Origin of the sequence: Mycolicibacterium wolinskyi str. Jessa 2025 (genome assembly GCF_049241375.1) — a bacterium.
Classification (GTDB): domain Bacteria; phylum Actinomycetota; class Actinomycetes; order Mycobacteriales; family Mycobacteriaceae; genus Mycobacterium; species Mycobacterium wolinskyi.
The window spans coordinates 7,226,430-7,249,763 of record NZ_CP185960.1 but is presented as its reverse complement, the minus strand read 5'-3'; the positions used below and the strand labels follow the sequence as shown (position 1 = coordinate 7,249,763).

The 23,334-nt window shown below is 68.2% G+C and carries 19 protein-coding genes; 14 read left to right on the top strand and 5 right to left on the bottom strand.

The window, feature by feature from the left end; genetic code table 11:
• Window positions 1–5: 5 nt before the first annotated feature.
• On the bottom strand, window positions 6–626 hold the full coding sequence (locus ACOI2T_RS35755) for a nitroreductase family protein (protein WP_409503082.1): 621 nt from the start codon (window positions 624–626) through the stop codon (window positions 6–8).
• Between the two features lie 205 nt (window positions 627–831).
• Here ACOI2T_RS35755 and ACOI2T_RS35750 point away from each other — a divergent pair, with 205 nt between their 5' ends.
• The 3 genes from ACOI2T_RS35750 to ACOI2T_RS35740 are packed head-to-tail and all read left to right on the top strand — an operon-like array spanning window position 832 to window position 6,462.
• A complete protein-coding gene (locus ACOI2T_RS35750; RefSeq protein ID WP_409502984.1) occupies window positions 832–2,853 on the top strand; it encodes a SaeA-related protein in 2,022 nt (673 codons plus the stop codon).
• Complete coding sequence (locus tag ACOI2T_RS35745) at window positions 2,850–5,312, top strand: GAP1-N2 domain-containing protein (RefSeq protein ID WP_409502983.1); 2,463 nt, start codon at window positions 2,850–2,852, stop codon at window positions 5,310–5,312. The genes ACOI2T_RS35750 and ACOI2T_RS35745 overlap by 4 nt, the downstream gene beginning before the upstream one ends.
• Window positions 5,305–6,462: a TRAFAC clade GTPase domain-containing protein gene (locus ACOI2T_RS35740; RefSeq protein ID WP_409502982.1), complete on the top strand. Its 1,158-nt coding sequence runs from the start codon at window positions 5,305–5,307 to the stop codon at window positions 6,460–6,462. The genes ACOI2T_RS35745 and ACOI2T_RS35740 overlap by 8 nt, the downstream gene beginning before the upstream one ends.
• Here ACOI2T_RS35740 and ACOI2T_RS35735 read toward each other — a convergent pair.
• Window positions 6,459–7,370, bottom strand: a complete 912-nt coding sequence (locus ACOI2T_RS35735) for a DUF8017 domain-containing protein (RefSeq protein ID WP_409502981.1) — start codon at window positions 7,368–7,370, stop codon at window positions 6,459–6,461. The genes ACOI2T_RS35740 and ACOI2T_RS35735 overlap by 4 nt on opposite strands.
• Before the next feature lie 116 nt (window positions 7,371–7,486).
• Here ACOI2T_RS35735 and ACOI2T_RS35730 point away from each other — a divergent pair, with 116 nt between their 5' ends.
• A complete protein-coding gene (locus ACOI2T_RS35730; RefSeq protein WP_409502980.1) occupies window positions 7,487–7,990 on the top strand; it encodes a pyridoxamine 5'-phosphate oxidase family protein in 504 nt (167 codons plus the stop codon).
• Here ACOI2T_RS35730 and ACOI2T_RS35725 read toward each other — a convergent pair.
• Window positions 7,987–8,955 carry a pirin family protein gene (locus ACOI2T_RS35725; protein WP_409502979.1) on the bottom strand — a complete coding sequence of 323 codons (969 nt, stop codon included), beginning with the start codon at window positions 8,953–8,955 and terminating at the stop codon, window positions 7,987–7,989. The two genes, ACOI2T_RS35730 and ACOI2T_RS35725, sit on opposite strands and share 4 nt — an antisense overlap.
• Before the next feature lie 46 nt (window positions 8,956–9,001).
• On the opposite strand from ACOI2T_RS35725, the gene ACOI2T_RS35720 reads away from it, so the two are divergent.
• Window positions 9,002–9,268: a DivIVA domain-containing protein gene (locus ACOI2T_RS35720; protein ID WP_409502978.1), complete on the top strand. Its 267-nt coding sequence runs from the start codon at window positions 9,002–9,004 to the stop codon at window positions 9,266–9,268.
• A 206-nt stretch (window positions 9,269–9,474) separates the two neighbouring features.
• Here ACOI2T_RS35720 and ACOI2T_RS35715 read toward each other — a convergent pair whose 3' ends face one another.
• Window positions 9,475–9,768, bottom strand: a complete 294-nt coding sequence (locus ACOI2T_RS35715) for a WhiB family transcriptional regulator (protein WP_067849798.1) — start codon at window positions 9,766–9,768, stop codon at window positions 9,475–9,477.
• 385 nt (window positions 9,769–10,153) lie between these two features.
• Here ACOI2T_RS35715 and ACOI2T_RS35710 point away from each other — a divergent pair, with 385 nt between their 5' ends.
• A complete protein-coding gene (locus ACOI2T_RS35710) occupies window positions 10,154–10,927 on the top strand; it encodes a helix-turn-helix domain-containing protein (protein ID WP_409502977.1) in 774 nt (257 codons plus the stop codon).
• Between the two features lie 6 nt (window positions 10,928–10,933).
• Here the strand turns inward: ACOI2T_RS35710 and ACOI2T_RS35705 are convergent, their stop codons facing one another.
• Window positions 10,934–12,421, bottom strand: a complete 1,488-nt coding sequence (locus ACOI2T_RS35705; RefSeq protein ID WP_409502976.1) for a MinD/ParA family ATP-binding protein — start codon at window positions 12,419–12,421, stop codon at window positions 10,934–10,936.
• 388 nt (window positions 12,422–12,809) lie between these two features.
• Between ACOI2T_RS35705 and ACOI2T_RS35700 the strand changes: the two genes are divergently transcribed.
• The 8 genes from ACOI2T_RS35700 to eccCb all read left to right on the top strand — a co-directional run bounded on the left by ACOI2T_RS35700 (window position 12,810) and on the right by eccCb (window position 23,253).
• On the top strand, window positions 12,810–14,324 hold the full coding sequence (locus tag ACOI2T_RS35700) for an EspA/EspE family type VII secretion system effector (protein WP_409502975.1): 1,515 nt from the start codon (window positions 12,810–12,812) through the stop codon (window positions 14,322–14,324).
• Between the two features lie 66 nt (window positions 14,325–14,390).
• Entirely contained in the window at window positions 14,391–14,675 is a 285-nt protein-coding gene (locus tag ACOI2T_RS35695; protein WP_409502974.1) for an ESX-1 secretion-associated protein, read from the top strand.
• Window positions 14,676–14,678: 3 nt separating this feature from the next.
• The gene (locus ACOI2T_RS35690; protein ID WP_067849788.1) at window positions 14,679–15,527 is read left to right on the top strand and encodes an ESX secretion-associated protein EspG; all 849 of its coding nucleotides are present in this window, start codon (window positions 14,679–14,681) and stop codon (window positions 15,525–15,527) included.
• 14 nt (window positions 15,528–15,541) lie between these two features.
• Window positions 15,542–16,084 carry a YbaB/EbfC family DNA-binding protein gene (locus tag ACOI2T_RS35685; protein ID WP_409502973.1) on the top strand — a complete coding sequence of 181 codons (543 nt, stop codon included), beginning with the start codon at window positions 15,542–15,544 and terminating at the stop codon, window positions 16,082–16,084.
• Window positions 16,077–17,801: a type VII secretion AAA-ATPase EccA gene (gene eccA, locus ACOI2T_RS35680; protein ID WP_409502972.1), complete on the top strand. Its 1,725-nt coding sequence runs from the start codon at window positions 16,077–16,079 to the stop codon at window positions 17,799–17,801. Before ACOI2T_RS35685 ends, eccA begins: the two co-directional genes overlap by 8 nt.
• Window positions 17,802–17,804: 3 nt before the next feature.
• Window positions 17,805–19,247, top strand: a complete 1,443-nt coding sequence (gene eccB, locus ACOI2T_RS35675) for a type VII secretion protein EccB (protein WP_409502971.1) — start codon at window positions 17,805–17,807, stop codon at window positions 19,245–19,247.
• Window positions 19,244–21,472, top strand: coding sequence for a type VII secretion protein EccCa (gene eccCa / locus ACOI2T_RS35670; protein ID WP_067849781.1), 2,229 nt, complete (start codon window positions 19,244–19,246; stop codon window positions 21,470–21,472). The genes eccB and eccCa overlap by 4 nt, the downstream gene beginning before the upstream one ends.
• Window positions 21,472–23,253, top strand: a complete 1,782-nt coding sequence (eccCb, locus tag ACOI2T_RS35665) for a type VII secretion protein EccCb (RefSeq protein ID WP_067849779.1) — start codon at window positions 21,472–21,474, stop codon at window positions 23,251–23,253. The genes eccCa and eccCb overlap by 1 nt, the downstream gene beginning before the upstream one ends.
• Window positions 23,254–23,334: the final 81 nt, after the last annotated feature.

Sequence of the window (23,334 nt, the reverse complement as noted above, 5' to 3'; positions counted from 1 at the left end):
CCGCGTCACTCCCAATAATCCGTGGCCACCAACTCGCCGAGCGGGCGGCGGCGAACCGGTCCGTGCCTGCCGCGCGGCCAGCCCACCACGACGTGCCCGGCCAACATCCAGTCCGGCGGTACGCCCACGGCGTCGCGGATGAGCTGTTCGCCGCCGTAGGACGCCCAGCTCGTCAGGCACGCGCCGAGGCCCTGCGCCCGCGCCGCCAGCAGGAAGTTCTGCATCGCCGGGAAGATCGAACCGCCGAGCAACAGCTCAGAAGCCGTCGGGAACTTCTGCTGCGTGAACAGCACCGAGGTGAATTCGCCTGCGCGATCGTGCAATTCGTACGTGGCGCGGTTCGTCCTGGCCCGCCGGCTGGTGTCGTCGTCGGCAGGCCGGCTCATACCGTAGACCGGTTCGATCACCGCCAGCGCCTGGGCCGCGGCCTTGGCCACCACGGCCCGCTGCTCGGGCGAGCGAAGCACGACGAATCGCCAGGCCTGGGCGTTGGCCCCCGACGGAGCCCACGCCGCGGCCTGCAGGCATCGGTTGAGGACGGCATCGTCGACCGGTTCGTCGGTGAATCGCCGGATCGTCCGGCAGGTCGACATGACTTCCCAGACGTCGTCGCTGGCCGAGGACATCGCGTCGGACATCGCACTCCCTTCGGTTCGCTTCACCGAACTTATGCGCTGGCGGCGCTCAGCAGGCGGCCCGGTACTAATCTCGAGGCTGCCGGTTGGACGTCGGGATCACTGGAGGAGCGTTGGCGCAGCACTGCACGCGGCGCCGCCCGCTGTTCGAGCCTTCTGATCCGGTGCCCGTATCCGGCGAGGACTTGGTGTTTTGATGCCCGACCTGCACCCCGCTGACGACCACGACGACGCCGACCCCCGGTTGGCGCCGCTGTTGGCGTGGCGCCAACAACTCGTCGACTCCGGCGCGGTCGCGCCGCGCAGCTTCAAGGAGGCGCATCTGCGCCTGGTGCTGAGATCGGGCCGTACCGATGTCGAGCAGATCCGCGCGATGCTGCCGGGGTCGGTGGCCGAGCACGCCGACGAGATGGCCCGGCTGCTGTCCGAGCTCGCCACGCCGCAGGCAGACGAACCCTCGAGCGCGGGTAAACACCGCAGCCTCGATGACCCGCCGCCACCGGTGGCGGAACCGGAACCGCCGACGGTGGAAACCGCCGTCCCGACAGGCGAATTCGCCCCGTTCTTGTTCAGTAGCCAGCAGGTGGCACTGCACGACATCACCGTGCGCCGCCCCGATGGCGCGAGCGGCGCCGTCGAGCTGAGCTGGCCGAGGTATGAGACGCCCGGCGTCGTGATGTACCGGGTGGTCAGCACCGACGATCAGGCGCCCTACTCGCCGGACCTCGCACATCAGGTCGCGGTCACCGAGCAGCCCGCCGCCAGCGATGACCGGCCGCAGCTGACGCCGGTCCGGCACTACCAGGTGTGGGTGAACACCGGTGGCTCGCACGCCCAGGCGCGAGCCGCCCAGCCGGTGCTCTACGCCACCGCGGTGCTGGTCAGGCCCGTCACCGGATTCGACGTCCGGGAGGATGCCGGCTGGGTGGTCGGGCAGTGGACGGCGCCGCCGGGCATGTCCGCGGTGCACGTGTTCCGGATCCCGATCGATGAGGTCGACCGGGACGAGGCGCAGTACCGGATCCTCGCGGGCAGTGAGAACCTGGCGGGCTTCGTCGACACCGAACCCGTACGAGGCCAGCGATACCGGTACCGGGCCCGCTGCGCCGCCAACGTCGACGGTGTCGTTCGGCTGTCGGACGCTGCCGAGGCCGACGTCGAACTCGCGGCGGCACTCGCACCCGTCACCGACATGACGGTCGAATCCGGCGCCGACGGCGTCTCGTGCGATCTGTCATGGACCCCGCCTGCCGGGGGACAGGTCGCGATCTACCGCACGCAGAGCGGTCCGAGCGCCGGCGCCGAAGCCATCGAGCTGCCCGAGGGCGCGCTCGAACAGGTGGGGCTCACATCGGACCTTCGCCTCACCCATCCCGTCTCCGAAACGCCCGGTCCGGGTGGTCGCCGCCGTTCGACGATGACGGGAGTGTCCTGGCCCTCGGAATGGAGCCGCGCGTATTTCACGCCGGTCACGATCCTCGGCGAACGGGCGATGCTCGGCCGCACGGTGTCCTCGGTGCGAACGGGCACGATCCGCGACATCGAGCTGGCCGAATACTGCAACAAGCAGGTGCTCACGTTCGACTGGCCGGACGGCGCGGCAGGCGTCGTGGTGTACCTGGCACCCAAGGGGCATGATCCGCGTACCGGTCTGACCGGTCGATCCTTCGAGATCTCGCTTGAGGAGTACGAGAAGTACGGCGGTATGCACCTCACCGGTCAGCTGCCGGTCGGCGGCTGCTCGTTGCACCTGGCGCCGGTGGCGTTCGCGGGTGGCCGGCGCGTGACGGGTGCGTTTTCCAGCATCGAGTACCGCGGCCTGCTCCGGTTGCAGTACGCGGTGCGAATCGGCCGGGACCCCAACGGTTTTCCCACCACGGCCACGGTGGCGATACGGGCCGAACACAACGTCCCGGGGTCACCGGGCTTCGTTCTGGTCAACAATCCGCAGCGGCTGCCGCTGAGCGCGCACGACGGACAACCCGTCGACGTGGCACCGCTCGACGCACAGGGCCAGCTGGCCGACCACCCGACCAAGGAACTGCGTTGGTCGGCATTGACCACATCGGGCAACGGCGAGCTGTGGGCCGCCAACGTCAGCGGGTTGCAGGGCTGGATCCGGCTGTTCGTCAACATCGGTTCGCCTGCGCAGCTGCGGGTCATCGCACTGCTCGATCCGCCGGTGGACACCCTGCAACTCACCGCGGCGGCCCTGTGACGCCCCGGTACGGCCAGTTGGCCTACACGTCGTTCGACGCAGCGGGGTCCGTCGGAGGTTGGCAGGTCAAGGAGACCAGCGGCGAGCTGACGCCCGAGGAAACCCAGCTGCTGCTCGCCGGGGTGCGCACGGTTTTCCGCCCGGTGGAGCCGCCGCCGGACTACCCGACGCCCGAGCAGCTCGAGCAGGTGCCGCGTAGGCTCGCCTACTGCCGCACCGAGCAGTCCGGAGCCGCCTACTGGCACACCGTGCCCGCGGGCTCGGACAGCATCGGCCGCCCGGGCAACGTGTTCGCCCACGCGCTGCTGGACCGCACGCCCGATCCGCGTCGGCGGGCGATCGAATGGTGGCGCTCCCCGCAGTGGCTGCACCCGTACGGTGCGGCCGCGGTCGCCCGCGCAGCGCTGACCGACGTCGACCCCACGCCCGGCGGAGTGGTCACCAAAGACAGCGTCGTCGCATTCGCGCTGGACACGTCCACCTGGCGGTTGGCGACCCTGTTCGGTCTCCTCGATGCGGTGGCCGCCGCACTGGACGGCGGCGCGCCCGTGGTGCTCGGGGTCGAGTCCGCCGACTCGGCAGCCCAATGGATCGGGCTCATCAGCTTCCTGATGTCCCCGGGTACCGCAGCGCAGCTGAGTTTCTCGACGTTCGACCGCGCCGATCAACTCAGTCCGCACGGCGGTCAGGTACTCACCGCGGTGCCGATCGCCGATCTCGACGCCATCCCGTCCGGACTGGTGGCGATCAGCGAGACCGAGACCATGTCACTGGGTGAGCTCGGTGGCGAACCGCACCGCACCGCGGGCGGGCACAGCGTGGCCGTCACGCCCTGGTCGGCCATGGCCCAGGTGGTGCTCCTCGACCCCGGCTCGGCGCGCCGTCTGCTCGATGACATCGACGGTGTCGCGGAGCAGGTCCGCGACGATGGGCTGCACCCCGCGTGGCCCATGGCGATGGCGGTGACGGGCCGCCCCGAGTTCTCCGACGCCGAGATGGAAGCGCACGAGGTGATCGCCGCGCACTCGCCGCCGGGGATCGCGGTCGGATCCGTGGCCGCCCGCACCATCGCCGGTGTGTTGTCGGCAGCGGTGGGCACCACGACGGCCGATGCGTGGCGCGCGGTGCAGGAGCTACCGGAAGGGCCCGGCGCCGTGTTCGCCGACACCACCTACCTGTGCCGGGCGATCGAGGATGACACCTGGTTGTCGCAGATCGGGCCAATACCGTTGGGGCCGAGATTGTTTCACGGGAAACCAGTGCCTCGGCCACTGCGTGCGGCGATCGGCACGGCCCTGGCCGACGGTCAGGGGCCCGAACGGTTGCTGCGCGTGGTCGATCTGCTGCTGCGGGCGGGGGTGGAGGACGAGCGGATCCGCACGGCACTGGTCGACGACGTGGTGCCCCGCCTCGGTGACGTCCAGTTGCGTCAGCGCATCAGCACCGAGAGCAGGCTCGCGCTCGCCGCGGCGCTGCTTCGGGACGGCGACGTCGACGGCAGCGCGATCGGCGACGAGCTGCTCGACTGGCTCGCCGAGAGCGTCCGGCTGCCGCAGGCCGACACCCTCGCGCAGGCCGTCCCGTGGGATTCCGTCTGGACCCGTGCCGCGCTGCGCGCCGTACGCACTCGCCGCCGTGGCCCCGCCGAACCCGGCGACCCGGGCGCCCACCTGTGGTGGTTGCGGGCAAGCGAGCCGGGGGAGTTCGAGCGGACGGCAAGCGCGCAGGTGTGGGACCCCGCCGACCTCCTGCTGGCGGTCGGAACCGAGCCGCTACCGGGTGCGGCCGCGCTGCGGACTCTCGTCGGCGCACCCGATTCCGCCGCCCTCGACCAGCTGGCCGGCATGGTGATCGACGCGAACGGCGACAGTTTCGCGGTGGCGTGCGCCGCGGTCCGTCACATCGGCCCACAGGAGTGGCTGCAGCAGCGCTACCTCGAGACGCATCAGCGCGCGTACGCGCCGTTGTGGGATGACGTCCTGGCCGGCATCGAACCGAACGGTGTGCACGCCGACTTCGCGGTGCGGCTGCTGGCCTTCGCGCTGCTGGGAGTGCTTGCGGGACAACCGTATCCGCAAGCGTGCAACGGGTTGGTCGCGACCCACGGCCCCGACGCCGTGGACCGCGTGCTGCCCCTCGTCGCCGACCGCCACATCGTGCCGTACGCGGTGCTGGCGATCAGCCTGCTGCGGTCAGCGGCGGCGGAGACCGCCGATGTGCCGCTCGATTCGGTCCACGAACTGGTCAACCAGCTGGCCGAGCGGGTGGCCGCCACCCTGCCCGGCGACGAGAACGATGCCGAGGGCGTGACGACGCTGATGGTGCAGTTGTCGGGCGACTCGTCGGAGGGCACAGTGCGGGGATACCGCAAGATGGTGGGCAGGTTGTTGGCACGGCGGGGCGACCCGCACACGTCGCTCGCGGCGCGACTACGGGGGAGTGGTGGCAGGCATGAGTAAATGCCCGCGGTGCTTCGCGACGCTGAGTCCCAACCAGCATCTGTGGACGTTGCCCGCGCAAGCCGGTGGCACGCGTTACCGCGACGAGGTCGCCTCGGCGTACACCGGCGCTCCCGCCGACTGTGGCCCGCTCTACACCTGGTCGCGCAGCCCCGGCTACAACGGCCCGCCGCCGCCGACATCGGAGGCCAGCCGGGCGCTGCAGGGCCCGGCCGTGGAGATCTGCCCGGTATGCCATTTCACGTTGCCCGACGGCTGGCGTGAGGGGCACGCCATCTGCATCGCGCTTGCCGGTGCCCGCGCCACCGGCAAGAGCCTCTACATCGCGGTGCTGGTCAAGCAGCTCGAGCTGTTGTGCGAACGGTTCGGGTTCTCGATGCAGCCCGTCACGCGCGGTACCGCCCACGCCTATGCCACGAACTACGAGGCACCGCTCTACGTGCAGCGGGGGCTGATCCCGCCGACCCCGACGGTGCACACCCAGACCTCCGATCACCGTGAGCCTCTGATGTTTTCGATAGGGACCTGGCACGGGGTGCGCCGCCACCTGGTGCTGCGCGACGTCGCGGGCGAAGACATGGAGTCCGGCGACCTGCACGCGCCGCCGTTCCAGTTCTTCGCGCACGCCGACGCGGTGTTCTTCATGTTCGACCCGTTGCGGGTCAAGACGATCCGCGATCAACTGCACGATCTACTGCCGGCGCAGGTGGTCAGCGGCGGGGATCCGCGCACCGTGCTGACCAACCTGTTGACGGCGGTGCGCCCCGGTCAGCCGAAACTGGCCGTCATCCTGTCGAAGTTCGACGTGCTGCGTGCATTGCGGGAGGTGGAGGGCTCCGAGTGGGGCCTGATCATGTCCAACGGCGGTGCGGCATACCTTCGCGACACCTCCGACGGCAGGCAGTACGACGACGTCGACGGTCAACTGCTGCACGAGGAGGTGCGCAGCCTGCTGATCCGGCTGCACGGCGGTTCGATCGTCGCCGCGGTCGAGAACCCGGCCACGGGCATCCGGCTGCCGAGCCGCAATTTCGTGGTGTCCGCCCTCGGGCATCCGCCCAACGGAAATCGCCTGCACGCCAGGGGCATCGCGCCGTTCCGGTGCGTCGACCCGGTCCGGTGGGTCACCTCGAGCTTCGGCGTGCTCTAGTCGTCCTTGCGCAGGGTCGCGACGATCTCGTCGATGAGCTTCGGGTCCGGCGCACCGGGGTAGCCCTGTTCGAGTGAAACGATGAACATCACCGAACCCGGCTGACCGTCCACCTTGGTGGCCAGCATCGAATGCAGTGCCGACGGGCCGGTGCACTCGCTCGCTTCGATGCCGGTGACGGTCGCGATGACCTGGACCGCGGGTTCCCCGCTGACCGTCAGCTCGCGTCGCTCGCCCAGTGAAACCGTCGGCACCACACCGCTTCTCGACGTATAGATGTCCTCGACCAGTTGGGTTTCCCGCTGCAGGGCCTCGTCGATGTCGTCGGTGCTGTTGGCGCCGGGGACACCGGTGGCGCCGCGGTGCAGGTCCGGGCACTGCTTGTTGGGCATTTCGGCCGAGCCGGTCATCGTCCGCACGGGGCAGAAGCCGAACGGGCCGTCCGGACAGGGGACTTCCCAGCCGATCATGGCGGTGCAGCTGTTGACCGTCCAGTCCGGCGGTACGTCGTAGCCGAGCCCGCGGGGGCTCGCGACGGCGATCCAGTCCGGGGGAGTCTGCGGCGTGGGGCTGGCGACCCGTCCTTCACATTCCGGGGTAGCGGTGGTCGACGTGGTCGCCGATGTGGTCGTGGTGACGGCCTCGGTGTCCTCCCCGCCGGAGTTGAATCTCCATAACACCCCGCCTACGACGATCGCGATGACAAGAACCGCTGCCATCGCCGCGATGATCCACGGGGTCTTGCTGCGTTTCGGGGGCCTGCCGTGGATGGGTGGGGCCTCGCCGTAGCCCGGCCAGTTGTAGCCCGGCTGGTAGCCGCCGTAGTACGGGTTCGCCGGTGGTTGACCGTGGTAGGGGCCTGGGGGCGGCGGATTCCACCCGGGTGGATACCTCGAGGGATCGGTCAAAGCCGCGCGCTCCTCTGCAATGTTCGTTGTCCGGATTATAGGTACCGTGCCGCACCCCTGTGTCGCGCCGCACAGCGGCCGCTTATGGTGAGCACACCGAGCAGAGAGGGCGATGCGTGGGCAGGAACGAGCGGGCCAAGATCGTCATGACCGACGACGAGATCGCCGAATTCGTCGAACACAGCCGGACCGCCACCATGGCCACCGTGCTGCCGAATGGCCGGCCACATCTGGTGGCGATGTGGTACGCGGTCCTCGACGGCGAGATCTGGTTCGAGACCAAGGCCAAGTCGCAGAAGGCCGTGAACCTGCGCCGCGATCCGACGGTCACCGTGATGATCGAGGACGGCCTGACCTACAACACCCTGCGCGGGGTGTCGATCGACGGTGAGGCCGAGATCGTCGATGACCCGGAAACCATTCTGCGCGTTGGCATCAGCGTGTGGGAGCGTTACACCGGGCCATACACCGATGAGATGCGTCCGTTCGTCGACCAGATGATGAACAACCGCATCGCGGTCCGGGTCGTGCCCAGCAGGCTGCGCAGCTGGGATCACCGGAAACTGGGCCTGCCCGAGATGCCGGTGGGCGGCAGCACGGCGCAGTACCTCAACGCCTAGTTCGACGGGCGCGGGCGCGGCTTGAGTCTGCCGTTCGGCAGCGGCGGGGCGGGCAACCGCGCGGTGTCGCCGCGGTAACCGGAAACGTCGCCGAAGCGCGCGTCGTGGTCCTGCCAGAGTTCGCGATACATCGCGATGTCGTCGTGGCTGCGGCCGACGAAGTTCCACCACATCACGAGTTCCTCGGGGAACGGCGGGCCGCCGAGCAGGACGACGCGCGCCGGGCTGTCCGCGGGATTGGCGAGGTGCAGCAGCCGGTGGCCGGGAGCCTGGTAGGCGAGGTCAGCGACCTCGAGCGGCGTATCGCCGACGTGAACGACCCCCTGGTCCAACAGCACACCGTGTTCGAACGCGGGGTCGACATCGAGCGTCAGCACCGCACCGGCCTCGAGGTCGATCTGTGCGCCGAGCAGCGGCGTGAAAGTGTGCACCGGCGATCGGGAATCGGCCAGCTCGCCGAGAAACACTCGCAAGGTGGCGCCGTCGAACGTCCGGGGCGTGGGCGCGTAGTGCGCGAAGTCGCGACCGGTGTCGCGGTCCGAATCGGGCAGCGCAACCCACAGTTGCACGCCGTGCAGAACCGCCGTGTCGTCGGTGGAGACCTCGGAGTGGCAGATCCCGGCACCGGCGGTCATCAGGTTGAGCTCGCCGGGCCGCACCATGGCGTGCACGCCCGCGCTGTCGCGGTGTTCGATCTCGCCCGCGAAAAGCCAACTGACGGTCTGCAGCCCGGTGTGCGGATGAGGCGGAACATCCATGCCGCGGCCGCTGGCCCGGACATCGTGGGGTCCGTAGTGGTCGGCGAAACACCATGCGCCGATCAGCGATCGTTCGCGCTGCGGCAGGGTGCGCCGGACGAGCAGCGCCCGCGGCCCGCCCAGCGGCACCTCGCGTGCGTGCAGGACGCCGGTGAACGCCGAAGTGGCACATGTGAGCTCGGCAGGCGCCGTGTCGGTGTTGCTCATGAAGCCCACGGTAATGCGACCGGCTTCCGCGGTCGCCGCGGTTAGCATGAGCGCCATGAGCCGCGTGCTGACCGCCGAGGATGTTCGCAATGCCGAGTTCTCGAAGCCGCCGATCGGTAAGCGGGGCTATGACAAGAAGTCGGTCGACGATTTTCTGCAACTCGTCGCGCGCCGCCTCGACGGGCGGGGCCATCTCAGTGCCGACGATGTTCGCAACATCGGATTCCCGAAGCCCCCGATGTTTCAGCGGGGCTATGACGAGGACGAGGTGGATGCTCTGCTCGACGCGGTGGTCACCACGCTCGAGCTGTAGCGGGAAGAAGTTTGGGGGACGGTGCCGTCAGTGCGCCTCACGGCGAGTGGTCGCTCGCAGCGACGGTTTTGGATGGGGCCCGGGGCATGCCCGGCACCGTCGAGAGATGTAACGGCACACCCCGGGCCCCTATTCCCCCCCGATCGAAATGTCGCCCTCCCGCCGCCGTCCCCTCGAACGCGGCGGCGAGAGGGCAATGAGTCACGTCAGGCGGCGTCGGGGAAGATCAGCCGGGTCTTGCGCACCGGATAACCGTGGCGCTCGGCAAGTGACCGGAGCTGCTTGAGCGCGAACGTCCGGCCCCGGCCACCCTCGGGGACCATGATGCCGGCCCACAGGCCTTCGGCCCGGGGGAGTTCGCAGGCTTCGCGGGCGCACAGCCAGCGCCGCGGGCACTCGCGGCAGATGACCTTGGCCTCGTCGTCGGGAGTAGAGGTCCACCGTTCCGGGTCGCTCGTGCACACGCCGAGCGGGATTCCGTTGGCCATGAGTGCGTTCATGCTGCTGCTCCTGTTAGGGACTGTTGCGGTGGTCACCGCGTTGAGCAGAACGCTATAGCAACAACCGTAGCGATGCAACAGTTTCGCCGAAACTGAATCACGCCGCCGCTACGGAAGTTTGCATCGGTAACGACCGGTGACCACCTGGGTAAAGACGGGTTGCATCCAAAACTGCACGTCAGCGGGCGGTTTACGGAACTGGATCCAATCCGTAGCATCGGTGCGGTTTGTGCTGTGACAAAGGTGTAGCACCTATGTAATTTGCTGAAACCGCGCGGAATCCGAGGCGTAGCGGTGCTTCGGTAGGGGGTTAGGATTGACTGGTCCAGCGCCCACTTTCAGCCGCCCCAGCTCTGCAGGAACACCAGCGAGGAACCGTCCCGAGATGACCGATGCGGAGTTCGATCTCGCTACCGGTGAATTCGACATCGGGCTGGTGCGCGCCGGTGCCGCGGCCGCAGCACGGCGTCGTGAGCTCGACATCAGCCAGCGCAGCCTCGCCGCGGACGGCATCATCAACGCCGGCGCGCTGATCGCCTTCGAGAAGGGCCGTAGCTGGCCCCGGGAGCGGACGCGCCTGAAGCTCGAGGAAGTGCTGCGGTGGCCGCCCGGGACCATTGCGCGGCTGCGCCAGGGCGGGTCGGTGCCGGCACCGACGGCGCCCGTCGCACCGCCGTCATCGCCGCCCGCCGCGACAACCGACACGATGATCTCGGTACCCGGCACCGACGAGGTGCCGCTGATCGCGCAGGCGGTTCTCACCGCCGTCAACACCCTCGAGTCGACCGTGCCCACCCTGCCGGCCGAAGACGATCCCGAGTTCACGCCGCGGGTGACGGCGATGCTCGCCGATCTCCGCCAGCTCGAGGCGGTCGCCTCGCGTGCGGCCAGGATCAGCATGGTGACGCCGGCGTTGATCAAGGCGCTGAGCGCGGTCCGTCGCCAGATCGACGAGCTGACGACGCGTGCGGCCGCGGCCCCCGGGGCGACCTTGGGTCAGCGCCTGTACGCCGCGCGCCGCCACGCCAACCTCACCGTCGGCGAAACCGCGCAAGCCGCAGGGGTTTCCGAGGACGCCATCGCTCGCGCGGAAGCCGAGTACCCGGTGGATGCCGCGGCCGTGCACGCGATCGAAGCCGTCATCAAGACGCTGCGCTGAGCTGGTTCAGGACCGTTCGCGCGCCCGGTCGTCGTGTGTCGGGAAATGCTCGGCCAGTGCCGCGGCGATCTCCAGGAACTTCTTGCGCACCGGCGGTGACATCTCGTGGATGTCGACGACCCCGCCGGGCCGAAGGTGTCCGTCGAACGGGACCTCGACCACCACCTGCCCCTGGCCGGAGAACTGGTTGGCGAGGATCGACCGGGTGCGTTTGTCGGCGTGGCCGTCGGAGTCGTTGAGGACGACGACGGTCCGTTGCAACAGGCTGGTCATCCCGCGGGCGGCCAGCCAGTCGAGCGTCTGGCCGGCCGTCGCGGCGCCGTCGACCCACGGCGAGGACACCACGACGAGCGCGTCGAGATCACGCAGAACCTCTTGTGTCACCGGCGAATCCATCGTCGAGCTGCAGTCGACCACCGAAATCGAGAAATGCCGGTCCAGCCGGGTCGTGGCCTCGCGGTAGATCGCCGCGTCCAGCACGCGGCGGCGGGCCGGACTGCCCTCGCCGGCGAGGACGAACAGACCCGCCGAGTTGTTGCCGACCCGGCTGCGCACGTCGGCGAAGGTCTCCAGGTGCTTGTCGGAGGCCAACTCCCAATAGGAGCTGTGCGCGCGGGGATCGACGCGGCTGCCGAGTTTTCCGAACGAGGTGTCGGCGTCGATCGCGACCACGCGGTCGTCCTGGCGCAGGTGCGCGAACATCGACCCGATGCTCGCGGAGACCGTCGTCTTGCCGACGCCGCCCTTGCCCATGACGCCGACCTTGTAGTGCCCGCGCAGGACCCCTTTGACCTTGGCTTCCATTTCGGCCTGGCGGATGTCCTCGGGCGAGGGCCCCGGGTTGATGAGGCCGAACGTGGCCCGGTACACCAGCAGGCGCCAGCCGCTGCCGGGCGGTTGGCGCCGCTGCGGCACCAGGTCGTTGACCCTGATCCGGTCGGCGTAGGACCCCGGCGGGATGGCCGGCGGCGTGTGCGGCGGTTTGCCGGGCGCACCGGCGTCCGGTGCGAACCCTCCTTCGGTGGGCCACGGTTGGCCGGGCGGCGGGCCGTAGGGCTGTTGCGGTGGCGGGCCGGGTGGGCGCTGGGGTGGCATCTTCCAGCCCGGCGGGTGCTGGTCCCACGGGTCGGGGCGGGGGGCCGCCTGCCGCGGGTCGTGCGCAGGTTGCGGCGGCTGCTGCGGCGGATGAGGAGCGGGCGGCTGTGGCGGCGGGGGCTGCTGCGGCGGGGCTTGCGGAGGCTGGGCCGGCGGTTCCCGGAACGACGTGCGCGCCCGTTCGGCATCGGGATCGGTCGGAACGCCGTGCGGATCGTCTGGTTCGGCGTTGTTGGGCGACTTCGGCACCGTCGGGTCGACGGGCGGTCGCCCCGGTATGGACGGCGGCTCGGGGGCCTTACGCGGCCTCTTGGTCGGGCTCGTATCCGGTTCGAAATCGCTTTCCTCCGGCCCCGTCCAGCCAAGCTCTCTACGCAGGGTGTCGTCGGGGTCGGTCACGACAAAATCTCCTCCGGAAGTAGACGACGAGAATCTCGACCGCTCTCAAGTATCGACTACAACTCCTTTTGGCCGCAGTAGCCATGCTGGGTTCGCCGCCAGCAAACAGATTTTGGCACCGTCGTCCGGATTTCCGCGTCCCGGGGGCGATGCCGCGGGCGACGTTGTGCGCACCGTGTGACCCAGCGGGCGGATGCTGGTGACCGCATCGTGCGACTCGTGGTCTCCGCGCCCGGCGTCAAGCGGCTATAGGCGTTGCCAGCTGCAGTTATGGTGCCGTTGTGGCCACGCTGAACCAGCACTCAAGCGGTCCACGGTCGACCGAAATTGGTGCAAGAGATGTAGGTGATGCGCTGGTAATCTCTGATCCGGCGGAGGGGATGCAGGCATGGGAATGCTGAGCGATGTGGCCGATTTCGGCAAAGATGTCATCGATGACCGGGAAAAGTGGGCGGACCGATTCAAGAAGGTCGGCGACTTCATCGAGCGCAACGCAAAGGGCGACAAGCTGGAACGGGTGGCGAAAGCCGGCCGCAAACTCGCCGACTTCAGCAAGAAGTTCACCGACTTCTTCGAGTCGCGGCTGGGAAACCGACTGGTCAAGGCCGCCAAGTCGCCGATCCTGGCGGCCGGCCAGCACGTCATCGACGGCATGAAATTGACCACCGGGTTGGGCGACCCGGAAAGCGGCAGCCGGTTCGGTCAGGGGGCCGAGCGGCTGGGCGATGCCGGTCAGACTCTCACCGCGGCCTTCCCGTCCGCCGATTGGGACAGCAGCGGGTCGAACACCTACACCGGCAGGAACAACGAGCAGGTGAGCCGCACCCAGACGATGATCGGCGCCGATCAGTTGGTGGCCTCGGTGCTTTCGCGGGAAGCCCAGCAGATCGCCGCGACGCGCGACAACCTGGACAGCCAGTCCGACTGGCTGGGCGACATGAGTCTGATCACGATGGCCACCGGCTGCATTCCATTTGTCGGTAAGGCGGCGCAGATCGCGGCCGAGGTCGCGATGGTGAGCAAGGCCGTGGGCGAGTCGACGAATCAGCTCATGTCGATGCAGGACAACGCGAGCGCGAACGCCGCCGAGGTCCGCGGCGCGGTGAGCAAGTATGAGGCGATCGCCGATGCGGCGAAGCCGACCGGTGGCGATGAAGAGTTCGAGCCCACCGATGACGACGAGGCCAGTCCCGAGGCGCGCACCGAAGCCGATGCCGCTGCGGGCTCGGCGGCCGTACCCACCGCCGGATCGTCGACCAGTGCCGGCGGCGGGGGTGCTCCAGCGCCGCAGCAGGCATCCATGCGGGCGACGCCGTCGGTGCCGGCAGGCATGCCGGCGGGTGCAGGAGCGGGCGCGGCCCCTGGCGCGATGGGCGGTGACGTCGCCGGGGTGTTCGGCGCCGTGCTCGGTTCGGTGATGGGTCCCATCGGTGGGTTGCTCGGCGGCGTGATGCAGGCGGCGGGTCAAGCCGCACAGGCCGCCACGCAGGCCGCGACGCAAGCGGCTCAGGTGGCGAGCCAGGCCACAGGTCAATCGCCGGATCCGGCCGCCCTCGCCGAAACGGATGACAAACGCGACGAAAATTCCGAGGACGACGGCGAGGGCAAAGAGGAGAAGCCTCGCGACGACGGCCAGGACCGCGAGGCCGCTCAGACCGACGGCGAAAGTGACGCCGAATGGCCCGACGAGGCCGGTCCCGGCGGTAACACCGCTGGAGAAGGTGAGGAAGGCGCAGCCAAGACCTTGCCGCCCGACCTCGCCGAAGCTTCTGCGGAGATCACCGGAGCCGGTGCGGCGCCGGTGCATATCAGTGCGGATTTCGAGCAGAGCCAGCTACGTATGCCGGCGGCAGCTACATTAGAGCGCGGTATTCCTGGATCTGCGTCCGCGATCGATACGTGATGGTTCAGGAAATATCAGGGATCGAGGGGATTCATGTCGGGTGATTTGCGGGTTACCACCGCTCATTTGCGCGAGTTATCGGCCAAGCAAGGGGAGGCCGCTGCCGTTCTGACTTCGGCGACCGCCGCGGTCGACGGCGTCGACTCCGCGGTGCGCTGGACGCACGGGCCGATCTCGTGGTCGACCGCCGCGGCGGTCGAGGCCGCCCAGAACGCGCGACGCATCGCGGGCACCGGGATGGCGAACGTCTCGCAGGACCTGGGCGAGAAGTTGACGAGTGCCGCGGGCCGGTACGACAACACCGACACGACGACGGCCGAGGCCCTCGACGGAACTGTCGGAGCGAGGTAGGTCATGACTGCTCCGTACGGCGCCGATTCGGGCGCAACGCACATCGACGACGTCGTCGGCGTCGAGGTCACCATCGACGGGATGCTGGTGATCGCCGACAAACTCGAGCTCACCGACTTCCCGCCGTCGATGGGCATCCGGCTGAACATTCCGCAGCCCGATCTGCGCAAGATCGTGTGGGAACAGGTCGAGCGTGACCTCACGGCGCAGGGTGTGCTCGACGTCTTCGGGACGCCGCACCCCGAGGTGGCCGCGATGCTCGACACCCTGAGCCGGCCCGACCGCACGCTCGAGGGCCGGTGGTGGCGCCGTGACGTCGGCGGGAAGATGATCCGGTTCGTGGTGTGCCGCAAGGGGGCTCGGCATGTCGTCGCCGCTCGTGACAACGACATGCTGGTTCTGCAGCGGGTCGCACCCCAGATCGGTACGGCAGGCATGGTGATGACCGTGCTCGGCGAGGGAACACCCGCCAACGTCGAACCGTTGACTGGTGTCGCCGAAACGCTCGCGAATTGCCGCACCGCCGAGGAACTCACCGGCTACGGGATCCCGCCGACTTCGGCGCGGGCCTATGCCGGGATCATCTCCGAGCCCGACAGCTGGGTGGAGATCGTCGCGACCGAGCGTCATCCCGGCGGCACCACGTCCCAGGTCGATGTCGCGGCGGGCGTGCTGGATTCCAAGCAGGGCCGCATCGTGTCGATACCGCGTCGTGTCAACGGCGAGCTGTACGGCAGCTTCCTGTCGGGCACCAAAGACAATCTGCAACGTGCTCTGGACGGTCTGGTCGAGTTCCTGCCGTCGAAGGCATGGTTCGACAAGTCCGACTCGGACAGCTCCAATCTGCACTGAGAAAGGCCGCCACGGTGGGTGACTTTCCGCCACACGATCCGGATGACGACGGTGATTACGACAGTCTCGCCGCGCTGGATTTCTCCTACCCTGACGACGATTCGGACGATCTGGGCCTGGCCGCGTTGGACACGTACGACACCGTCGGTCAGGCCGGCGACGGTGAATACTGGGACGGCATCGGCGCACCGGGCGAGGTCGGCAACGAAGACGCGGACCTACCGGTGCCGCTTTTCACCGTCACCAACCCGCCCGGGACCGTGACGGTCAGTGCATACCTGGACGGACGAGTTCATCAGATCGATCTATCGCCGAAAGTCACCAATATGACCGAATCCGATCTCGCGGACGAGATTCTCGTCATCGCGGACCTGGCCGGCCAGCAGGCCAGGTCCGCTCAGTACTCGTTCATGCTCGAGGGCATGCGCGAGCACGGCCATGACGACGTCGCGACGCGCGATTTCCTGACCCGTGACCTGAACCTGCCGACACCCGAACAGGCCGATACGGCCCGGGCCCAGGTCTTCTCGACCCGTTATGGAGGTGACCATGGTTGACCACCTCGCCGGGATGTTCGGCAGCGCGGTCGGCATGCTGCCCAGCTCGCCGGCCCGTTCGCTCGAGATCTTCACCGAGATAACCAATTACGACGAGTCGGCGTGTGACGCGTGGGTCGGCCGCATCCGGTGCGGCGACACCGATCGTGTGACGCTCTTCCGGGCCTGGTACTCGCGGTCGAATTTCGGCCAGCTGGCCGGCGCCGCCGAGATCTCGATGAACGGGTTGAACGCCCGCATCCCGATCGGCGGCATCTACGGCAAGGACATCACGTATCCCATCAACTCGCCGTTGGCGATCACGATGGGATTCGCGGTCCAGGAGGCGACCGAAGGCAATTACGCCGACGCCATGGAGGCGTTGGAGGACGCCCCGTCGGGTGGCGCCGACCACCTGGTGTCGTGGATCAAAGCGGTGATCTACGGTGCGGCGCAACGCTGGACGGATGTCATCGACGAGGTGCGTGGGGCTGACCGCTGGCCGGACAAGTTCCTCGCCGCCGCGGCAGGAGTCGCGCACGGCGTCGCGGCGGCCAACCTCGGTTTGTTCACCGAGGCCGACCGCCGTCTGACCGAAGCCAACGACACCCCGGCCGGCCAGGCCTGCGCCCCGGCGATCGCCTGGTTCCTGGCGATGGCGCGTCGCAGCCAGGGCAACGAAGAGTCGGCACAGGTGCTCCTGGAATGGCTGCAGGCGAACTTCCCCGAGCCGAAAGTGACTGCCGCACTGCGTGATCCGGCCTACCGGCTGGAAACCACAACGGCCGAGAAGATCGCCGCCCGCAAAGATCCGTGGGATCCGAACAGCGTCGTCGCCGACACCTCGGCGCGCGACAAGCTGCTGTCGGAAGCCCAGGCCGAACTCGACCGGCAGATCGGCCTGAATCGGGTCAAGGAGCAGATCGAGGCGTACCGCGCGGCCACGCAGATGGCCAGGATCCGCGCCGCGCGTGGCATGAAGGTGGCGCAGGCGTCCAAGCACATGATCTTCGCCGGGCCGCCGGGCACCGGTAAGACGACGATCGCGCGCGTCGTCGCCAACATCCTGGCCGGCCTGGGCGTCATCGGCGAACCCAAGCTCATCGAGACGTCGCGTAAAGACTTCGTCGCCGAGTACGAGGGACAGTCCGCGGTCAAGACGGCCAAGACGATCGACCGCGCGCTGGGCGGGGTGCTGTTCATCGACGAGGCGTACACCCTCGTGCAGGAACGTGACGGCCGTGCCGACCCGTTCGGTACCGAGGCACTGGACACGCTGCTGGCGCGGATGGAGAACGACCGCGACCGGCTCGTGGTGATCATCGCCGGCTACAGCAATGACATCGACCGGCTGCTCGAGGCCAACGACGGTCTGCGCTCGCGATTCGCGACCCGCATTGAGTTCGATTCCTACTCGCCCGACGACATCGTCGAGATCGCGAAAGTCATTGCCAAGGCCAATGATTCACAGCTCGACGACACCGCGGCCAAGCGCGTGCACGAGGCGGCGACCCTGCTTAGCCAGCGCAGGCTTAACGGCAAGCCGGCCCTCGACATCGCAGGCAACGGCCGCTACGCCCGGCAGCTGGTCGAAGCCGGTGAACAGAACCGGGACATGCGGCTGGCCCGCTCGCTGGACTTTGACAGCCTCGGCGTCGAACAGCTCAGCGAGGTCAACGGAGAAGACATGGCGGCGGCGATCGCGGCAGTGCACGGCCGCCTGAACATCGGCGAATAAGCGATGGCAGGCTTCCGGCTCACCACCAAGGTTCAGGTCAGCGGCTGGCGATTTCTGCTGCGCCGCGTCGAGCATGCGATCGTGCGCCGGGACACCCGGATGTTCGACGATCCGCTGCAGTTCTACAGCCGTGCGGTGTTCGCCGGAATCGTCATCGCAGTACTGATCTGCCTGGGTGCGGCGCTGATGGCGTACTTCAAGCCGCTCGGCAAGCAGGGCAGTGACACGCTGTTGGTCGATCGCAACACCAACCAGCTCTACGTCATGCTGCCGGGCAGCTCGCAACTGCGCCCGGTGTACAACCTGACCTCGGCGCGGTTGGCACTGGGCAACGCCAGCGAGCCCGTCGCGGTGAAGTCCGAGGAGCTCAACCGGCTCCCCAAGGGCCAGTCGATCGGCATCCCCGGCGCGCCGTACGCGACGCCGACGGGTGCGCCCGCGTCGCGGTGGTCGCTGTGTGACACCGTCGCCAAACCCGACAGTGCCGCACCCGAAGTCGAACCGTCGATCCTCATCCGGTCGTTGTCCACCGACATGTCGGTCGGCCCGATGCGCGCCGATCAGGGCATGCTGGTCGCCTTCGAAGGGGCCAACTGGCTGGTCACGGAGGGCGGCCGGCACTCCATCAACCTGGCCGACCGCGCGGTGACGTCGGCGGTCGGTATCCCCGTCACCGCCAAGGCGGCCCCGATTTCCGAGGGCTTGTTCAACGCACTGCCGAACATGGGTCCGTGGCAGCTGCCGCAGATCGCGGCCGCGGGTGCGCCGAATACCCTTGGGCTGCCGGCGAATCTGGTCATCGGTTCGGTGTTCCAGACCGCTACGGAATCCGATCCTCAGCACTATGTGGTGTTGGCGGACGGCGTGGCACGGGTCAATGACACCACGGCGGCCGCACTGCGGGCCACCAACTCCTACGGTCTGCTCGAGCCGCCTTCGGTCGAGGCGAGCGTGGTCGCCAAGATCGCCGAGCAGGTGTACGTCTCACCGTTGCCGGACAAGCCGCTCGAGGTGATGTTGCGCCAGGATTCACCGGTGCTGTGCTGGTCCTGGCAGCGTGAGCCCGGCGACCAGGCACCCAAGGCGACTGTCATCGCCGGCCGCCGGCTGCCCATCCCGTCCACGGCGATCGGCTCGGGCATCGATCAGATCGACGGTGACGCAGTGGTTTACATCGAGGGCGGCCAGTTCGTCCGGCTGCAGTCACCGGACCCGCGGGTGGGCGAGAGCCTCTACTACATCGATCCGCAGGGTGTGCGGTACGGCGTCGCCAACGACGATGCCGCGAAGACTCTCGGTCTGTCGGGTGCGGTGAACGCGCCATGGCAGGTGGTGGGCCTGCTCGTCGAGGGGCCGGTGCTGTCGAAGGAGGCGGCGCTGCTCGAGCACGACACGCTGCCTGCCGATCCGAATCCGCGCAAAGTCGAAGGCGGGCAGGGCTCATGACGACGAAGAAGTTCACGCCGACCGTCAAGCGCGGCCCACGGCTGACTCCGGGCGAGATCAACGTGACCCCGCCCGACGACCTCGGGGTCGAGATCCCGCCGTCGGGCATCCAGAAGGCGCTGCCGTGGGTCATGGGCGGCGGCATGCTCGGGATGATCGCGATCATGATCTTCACGGGTATCCGGCAGCTGTCCCCGTACATGCTGATGATGCCGCTGATGATGGTCATGGCGACGGTCGGTTTCATGGCCGGCGGCGGTCCCGGCGGCAAGAAGGTTCCCGAGATCAACGCCGACCGCAAGGAGTACCTGCGGTACCTCGCGGGGCTGCGCACCCGCGTGACGTCGTCGGCGTCGGCGCAGGTGTCGTTCTTCAGTTATCACGCACCACATCCCGAGGACCTGCTGTCGATCATCGGCACCCACCGCCAGTGGGCGCGGCAGGGCAGCTCCGAGTTCTTCGCCGCGGCCCGCATCGGGATCGGTGCCGAGATCGCCGTCGACCGGCTGCTCAAGCCGAACACGAGCGGCGAACTCGCCGGCCCGCAGGGCGCACCGGCACCGCACCTCGAGCCGGTCAGCCACATGTGGGTGACGAAGTTCCTCCGGACCCACGGTCTGATCCACGACTGCCCGAAACTCGTTCAGCTGCGCACGTTTCCGACCATTGCGGTGGGCGGCGACCCGGACGGCGCCGCGGGGCTGTTGACCGCGATGGTCTGCCATCTCGCGGTGTTCCATCCGCCGGACCTGCTGCAGATCCGGGTGCTGACCGACAATCCCGAAGACCCGAACTGGTCGTGGCTGAAGTGGCTGCCGCACACCCAGCACCAGACCGACACCGACGCCGCGGGCGCCACCCGCCTCGTCTACACGCGGCCCGACGGGCTCAGTGACCTGACCGCGCGCGGTCCGCACACCGCCGACGCGGCGCCGGGCGGCCCGTATGTCGTCGTGGTCGATCTGACCGGCGGCAAGGCCGGATTCCCGGTCGACGGCCGGGCCGGCGTCACCGTTCTCACCCTCGGAAACCATCGCGGCTCGGCGTACCGGCTGCGCGTGGACGCCGACGGCACCGCCGACGACCGCTTGCCGAACCAGAATTGGCGTGAGGTGACCCGGGTCTCGGACCGGATGACGCCAGGACAGGCGAACCGCGTCGCCCGCAAGCTCGCCGGATGGTCGATCACCGGCACCATCATCGACAAGAACGTGCGCGTACAGAAGAAGGTGTCCAACGAATGGCACCACCTCGTCGGCGCACAGTCTGTCGCGGAGGTCACTCCGGCGCGGTGGCGGATGTACACCGACACCGACCGGGACCGGCTCAAGATCCCGTTCGGCCACGAACTCAAGACCGGCGAGATCATGTATCTCGACATCAAGGAGGGCGCGGAGTTCGGCGCCGGTCCGCACGGGATGCTCATCGGCACGACCGGTTCCGGTAAATCCGAGTTCCTGCGGACGCTGATCCTGTCGTTGGTCGCCACGCACCATCCCGACCAGATCAACCTGCTGCTCACCGACTTCAAGGGCGGCTCGACGTTCCTCGGTATGGAGAAGCTGCCGCACACCGCGGCCGTCGTCACCAACATGGAAGAGGAAGCCGAACTCGTCAGCCGCATGGGCGAGGTGCTGACCGGTGAGCTCGACCGTCGCCAGTCGATTCTGCGCCAAGCCGGTATGCAGGTCGGTGCCGCGGGCGCGCTGTCCGGTGTGGCCGAGTACGAGAAGCACCGCGAGCGCGGCGCTGATCTGCCGCCGCTACCAACGCTTTTCGTCGTGGTCGACGAGTTCGCCGAGCTGCTGCAGAACCATCCGGACTTCATCAACCTGTTCGACCGCATCTGCCGTGTCGGACGGTCGCTGCGCGTGCACCTGCTGTTGGCCACGCAGTCGCTGAACACCGGCGGTGTCCGCATCGACAAGCTCGAGCCCAACCTGACGTATCGAATCGCCTTGCGTACCACCAGCTCCGCGGAGTCCAAGGCCGTGATCGGAACGCCGGAGGCGCAGTACATCACGAACAAAGAAAGTGGCGTCGGGTTCCTGCGGGTCGGCATGGAGGACCCGGTGAAGTTCCGCAGCGTCTACACCGGCAACAACTACGTGCCTGCCGACGACGATGACGTGGACGGTGAGGTCAAGCCGCGGTCGCAACGGCAGGCCCGCGTGCGGATCCACCAGTTCACGACGGCCCCGATCTTCGATACGGCGGTGAACTGATGAGCACAGAGGCTGAACCGAGAGTGCTGCGCGAGGTGGTGCTCGAGCAGCTGGGCACGGGCGAATCGCGCGCCTACAAGATGTGGCTGCCGCCGCTCACCGACCCCACGCCCGTCAACGAACTCGTCGAGCGCGACTACCAGCGGCAACCGCTGCGTTTCGGGCTCGGAATCATGGACGAGCCGCGCCGTCACCGCCAAGAGGTCTGGGGCGTCGACGTTTCGGCCGCCGGCGGCAACATCGCGGTCGGCGGGGCGCCGCAGACCGGCAAGTCGATGTTCCTGCAGACGCTCATCCTGTCGGCCGCCGCCACGCACACGCCGCGCGACGTGCAGTTCTACTGCGTCGATCTCGGCGGTGGCGGTCTGATGTACATGGAAGACCTGCCGCATGTCGGCGGTGTGGCCACGCGCGCCGAGCCGGACCGGGTCAACCGCGTCGTCGCCGAGGTCAAGGCGGTGTTGCGCGCGCGTGAGCAGGTCTTCAAGCAGTACCGCGTCGGCTCCATCGCGGCCTACCGGCAGATGCGGCAGGATCCCAACAACCCCGCCGCGCAGGATCCGTTCGGCGATGTGTTCCTGGTGATCGACGGCTGGCCGGCGTTCGTCGCGGAGTTCCCCGACCTCGAGCCGGCCGTGCAGGACCTCGCCGGCCAGGGTCTGGCGTTCGGCGTGCACGTCATCATCTCCACCCCGCGGTGGACGGAACTGAAGTCGCGCGTGCGTGACTACCTCGGCACCAAGGTCGAATTCCGGCTCGGTGACGTCAACGAGACCCAGATCGACCGCATCACGAGGGAGATCCCGTCGAACCGACCGGGCCGGGCGATCTCACTGGAGAAGCATCACCTCATGATGGGCGTCCCGCGACTCGACGGGGTGCACAGCGCCGACAACATCGTCGACGCCATCTCGTCGGCCGTGTCGCAGATCGCCGCCCGCCACACCGACGAGGCGCCGCAGGTGCGGGTGCTGCCCGATCGGATCTACCTGCATCAGCTGGATCCGAACCCGCCGGGACCCGACGCCGATTACCGCACGCGGTGGACGGTGCCGATGGGTGTGCGCGAGTCGGACCTCACGGTGGCCTACAACCAGATGCACATGACGCCGCATCTGCTGATCTTCGGTGCGCCGAAGTCCGGCAAGACGCGGATCGCGCATGCCATCGCGCAGGCCATCTGCAAGCGCAACAGCCCGCAGCAGGTCCGGTTCATGCTCGCCGACTACCGGTCGGGCCTGCTCGACGCGGTGCCGCAGAGCCACCTGCTCGATGCCGGCGCGATCAACCGCAACAGCGCGACGCTGGAAGAGGCCATCAAGGCGCTGGCGGTCAACCTCAAGAAGCGGCTGCCACCGCCCGATCTGACGACGGCGCAACTGCGGGCACGGTCGTGGTGGAGTGGTCCGGACGTGGTGCTGCTCGTCGACGACTGGCACATGATCGTGGCGGCCTCCGGCATGATGTCGCCGATGGCTCCGCTGGCGCCGTTGTTGCCCGCCGCCGCCGACATCGGCCTTCATCTGGTGGTTACGTGTCAGATGAGCCAGGCCCACCGGGCGACGATGGACAAGTTCGTCGGGGCCGCCTATGGGGCCGGTTCGCCCACGTTGTTCCTGTCCGGCGAGAAGAACGATTTCCCGTCACGGGAGATCACAGTTAAGAAGAGGCCCCCTGGCCAGGCGTTTCTGGTTGCGCCGGATGGCAAGGAAGTCATCCAGGCCGCGTACGTCGATCCACCCGAAGAAGAAGTGTTAGCACCACCACTACAGGGCAGTTAGTATTTATTCCAACGCACTCAGCAACGCTGGCGGCGGCCCGCCAGCAAAGGGATCGGGGGACAGATTCCTTGACGACTTGGC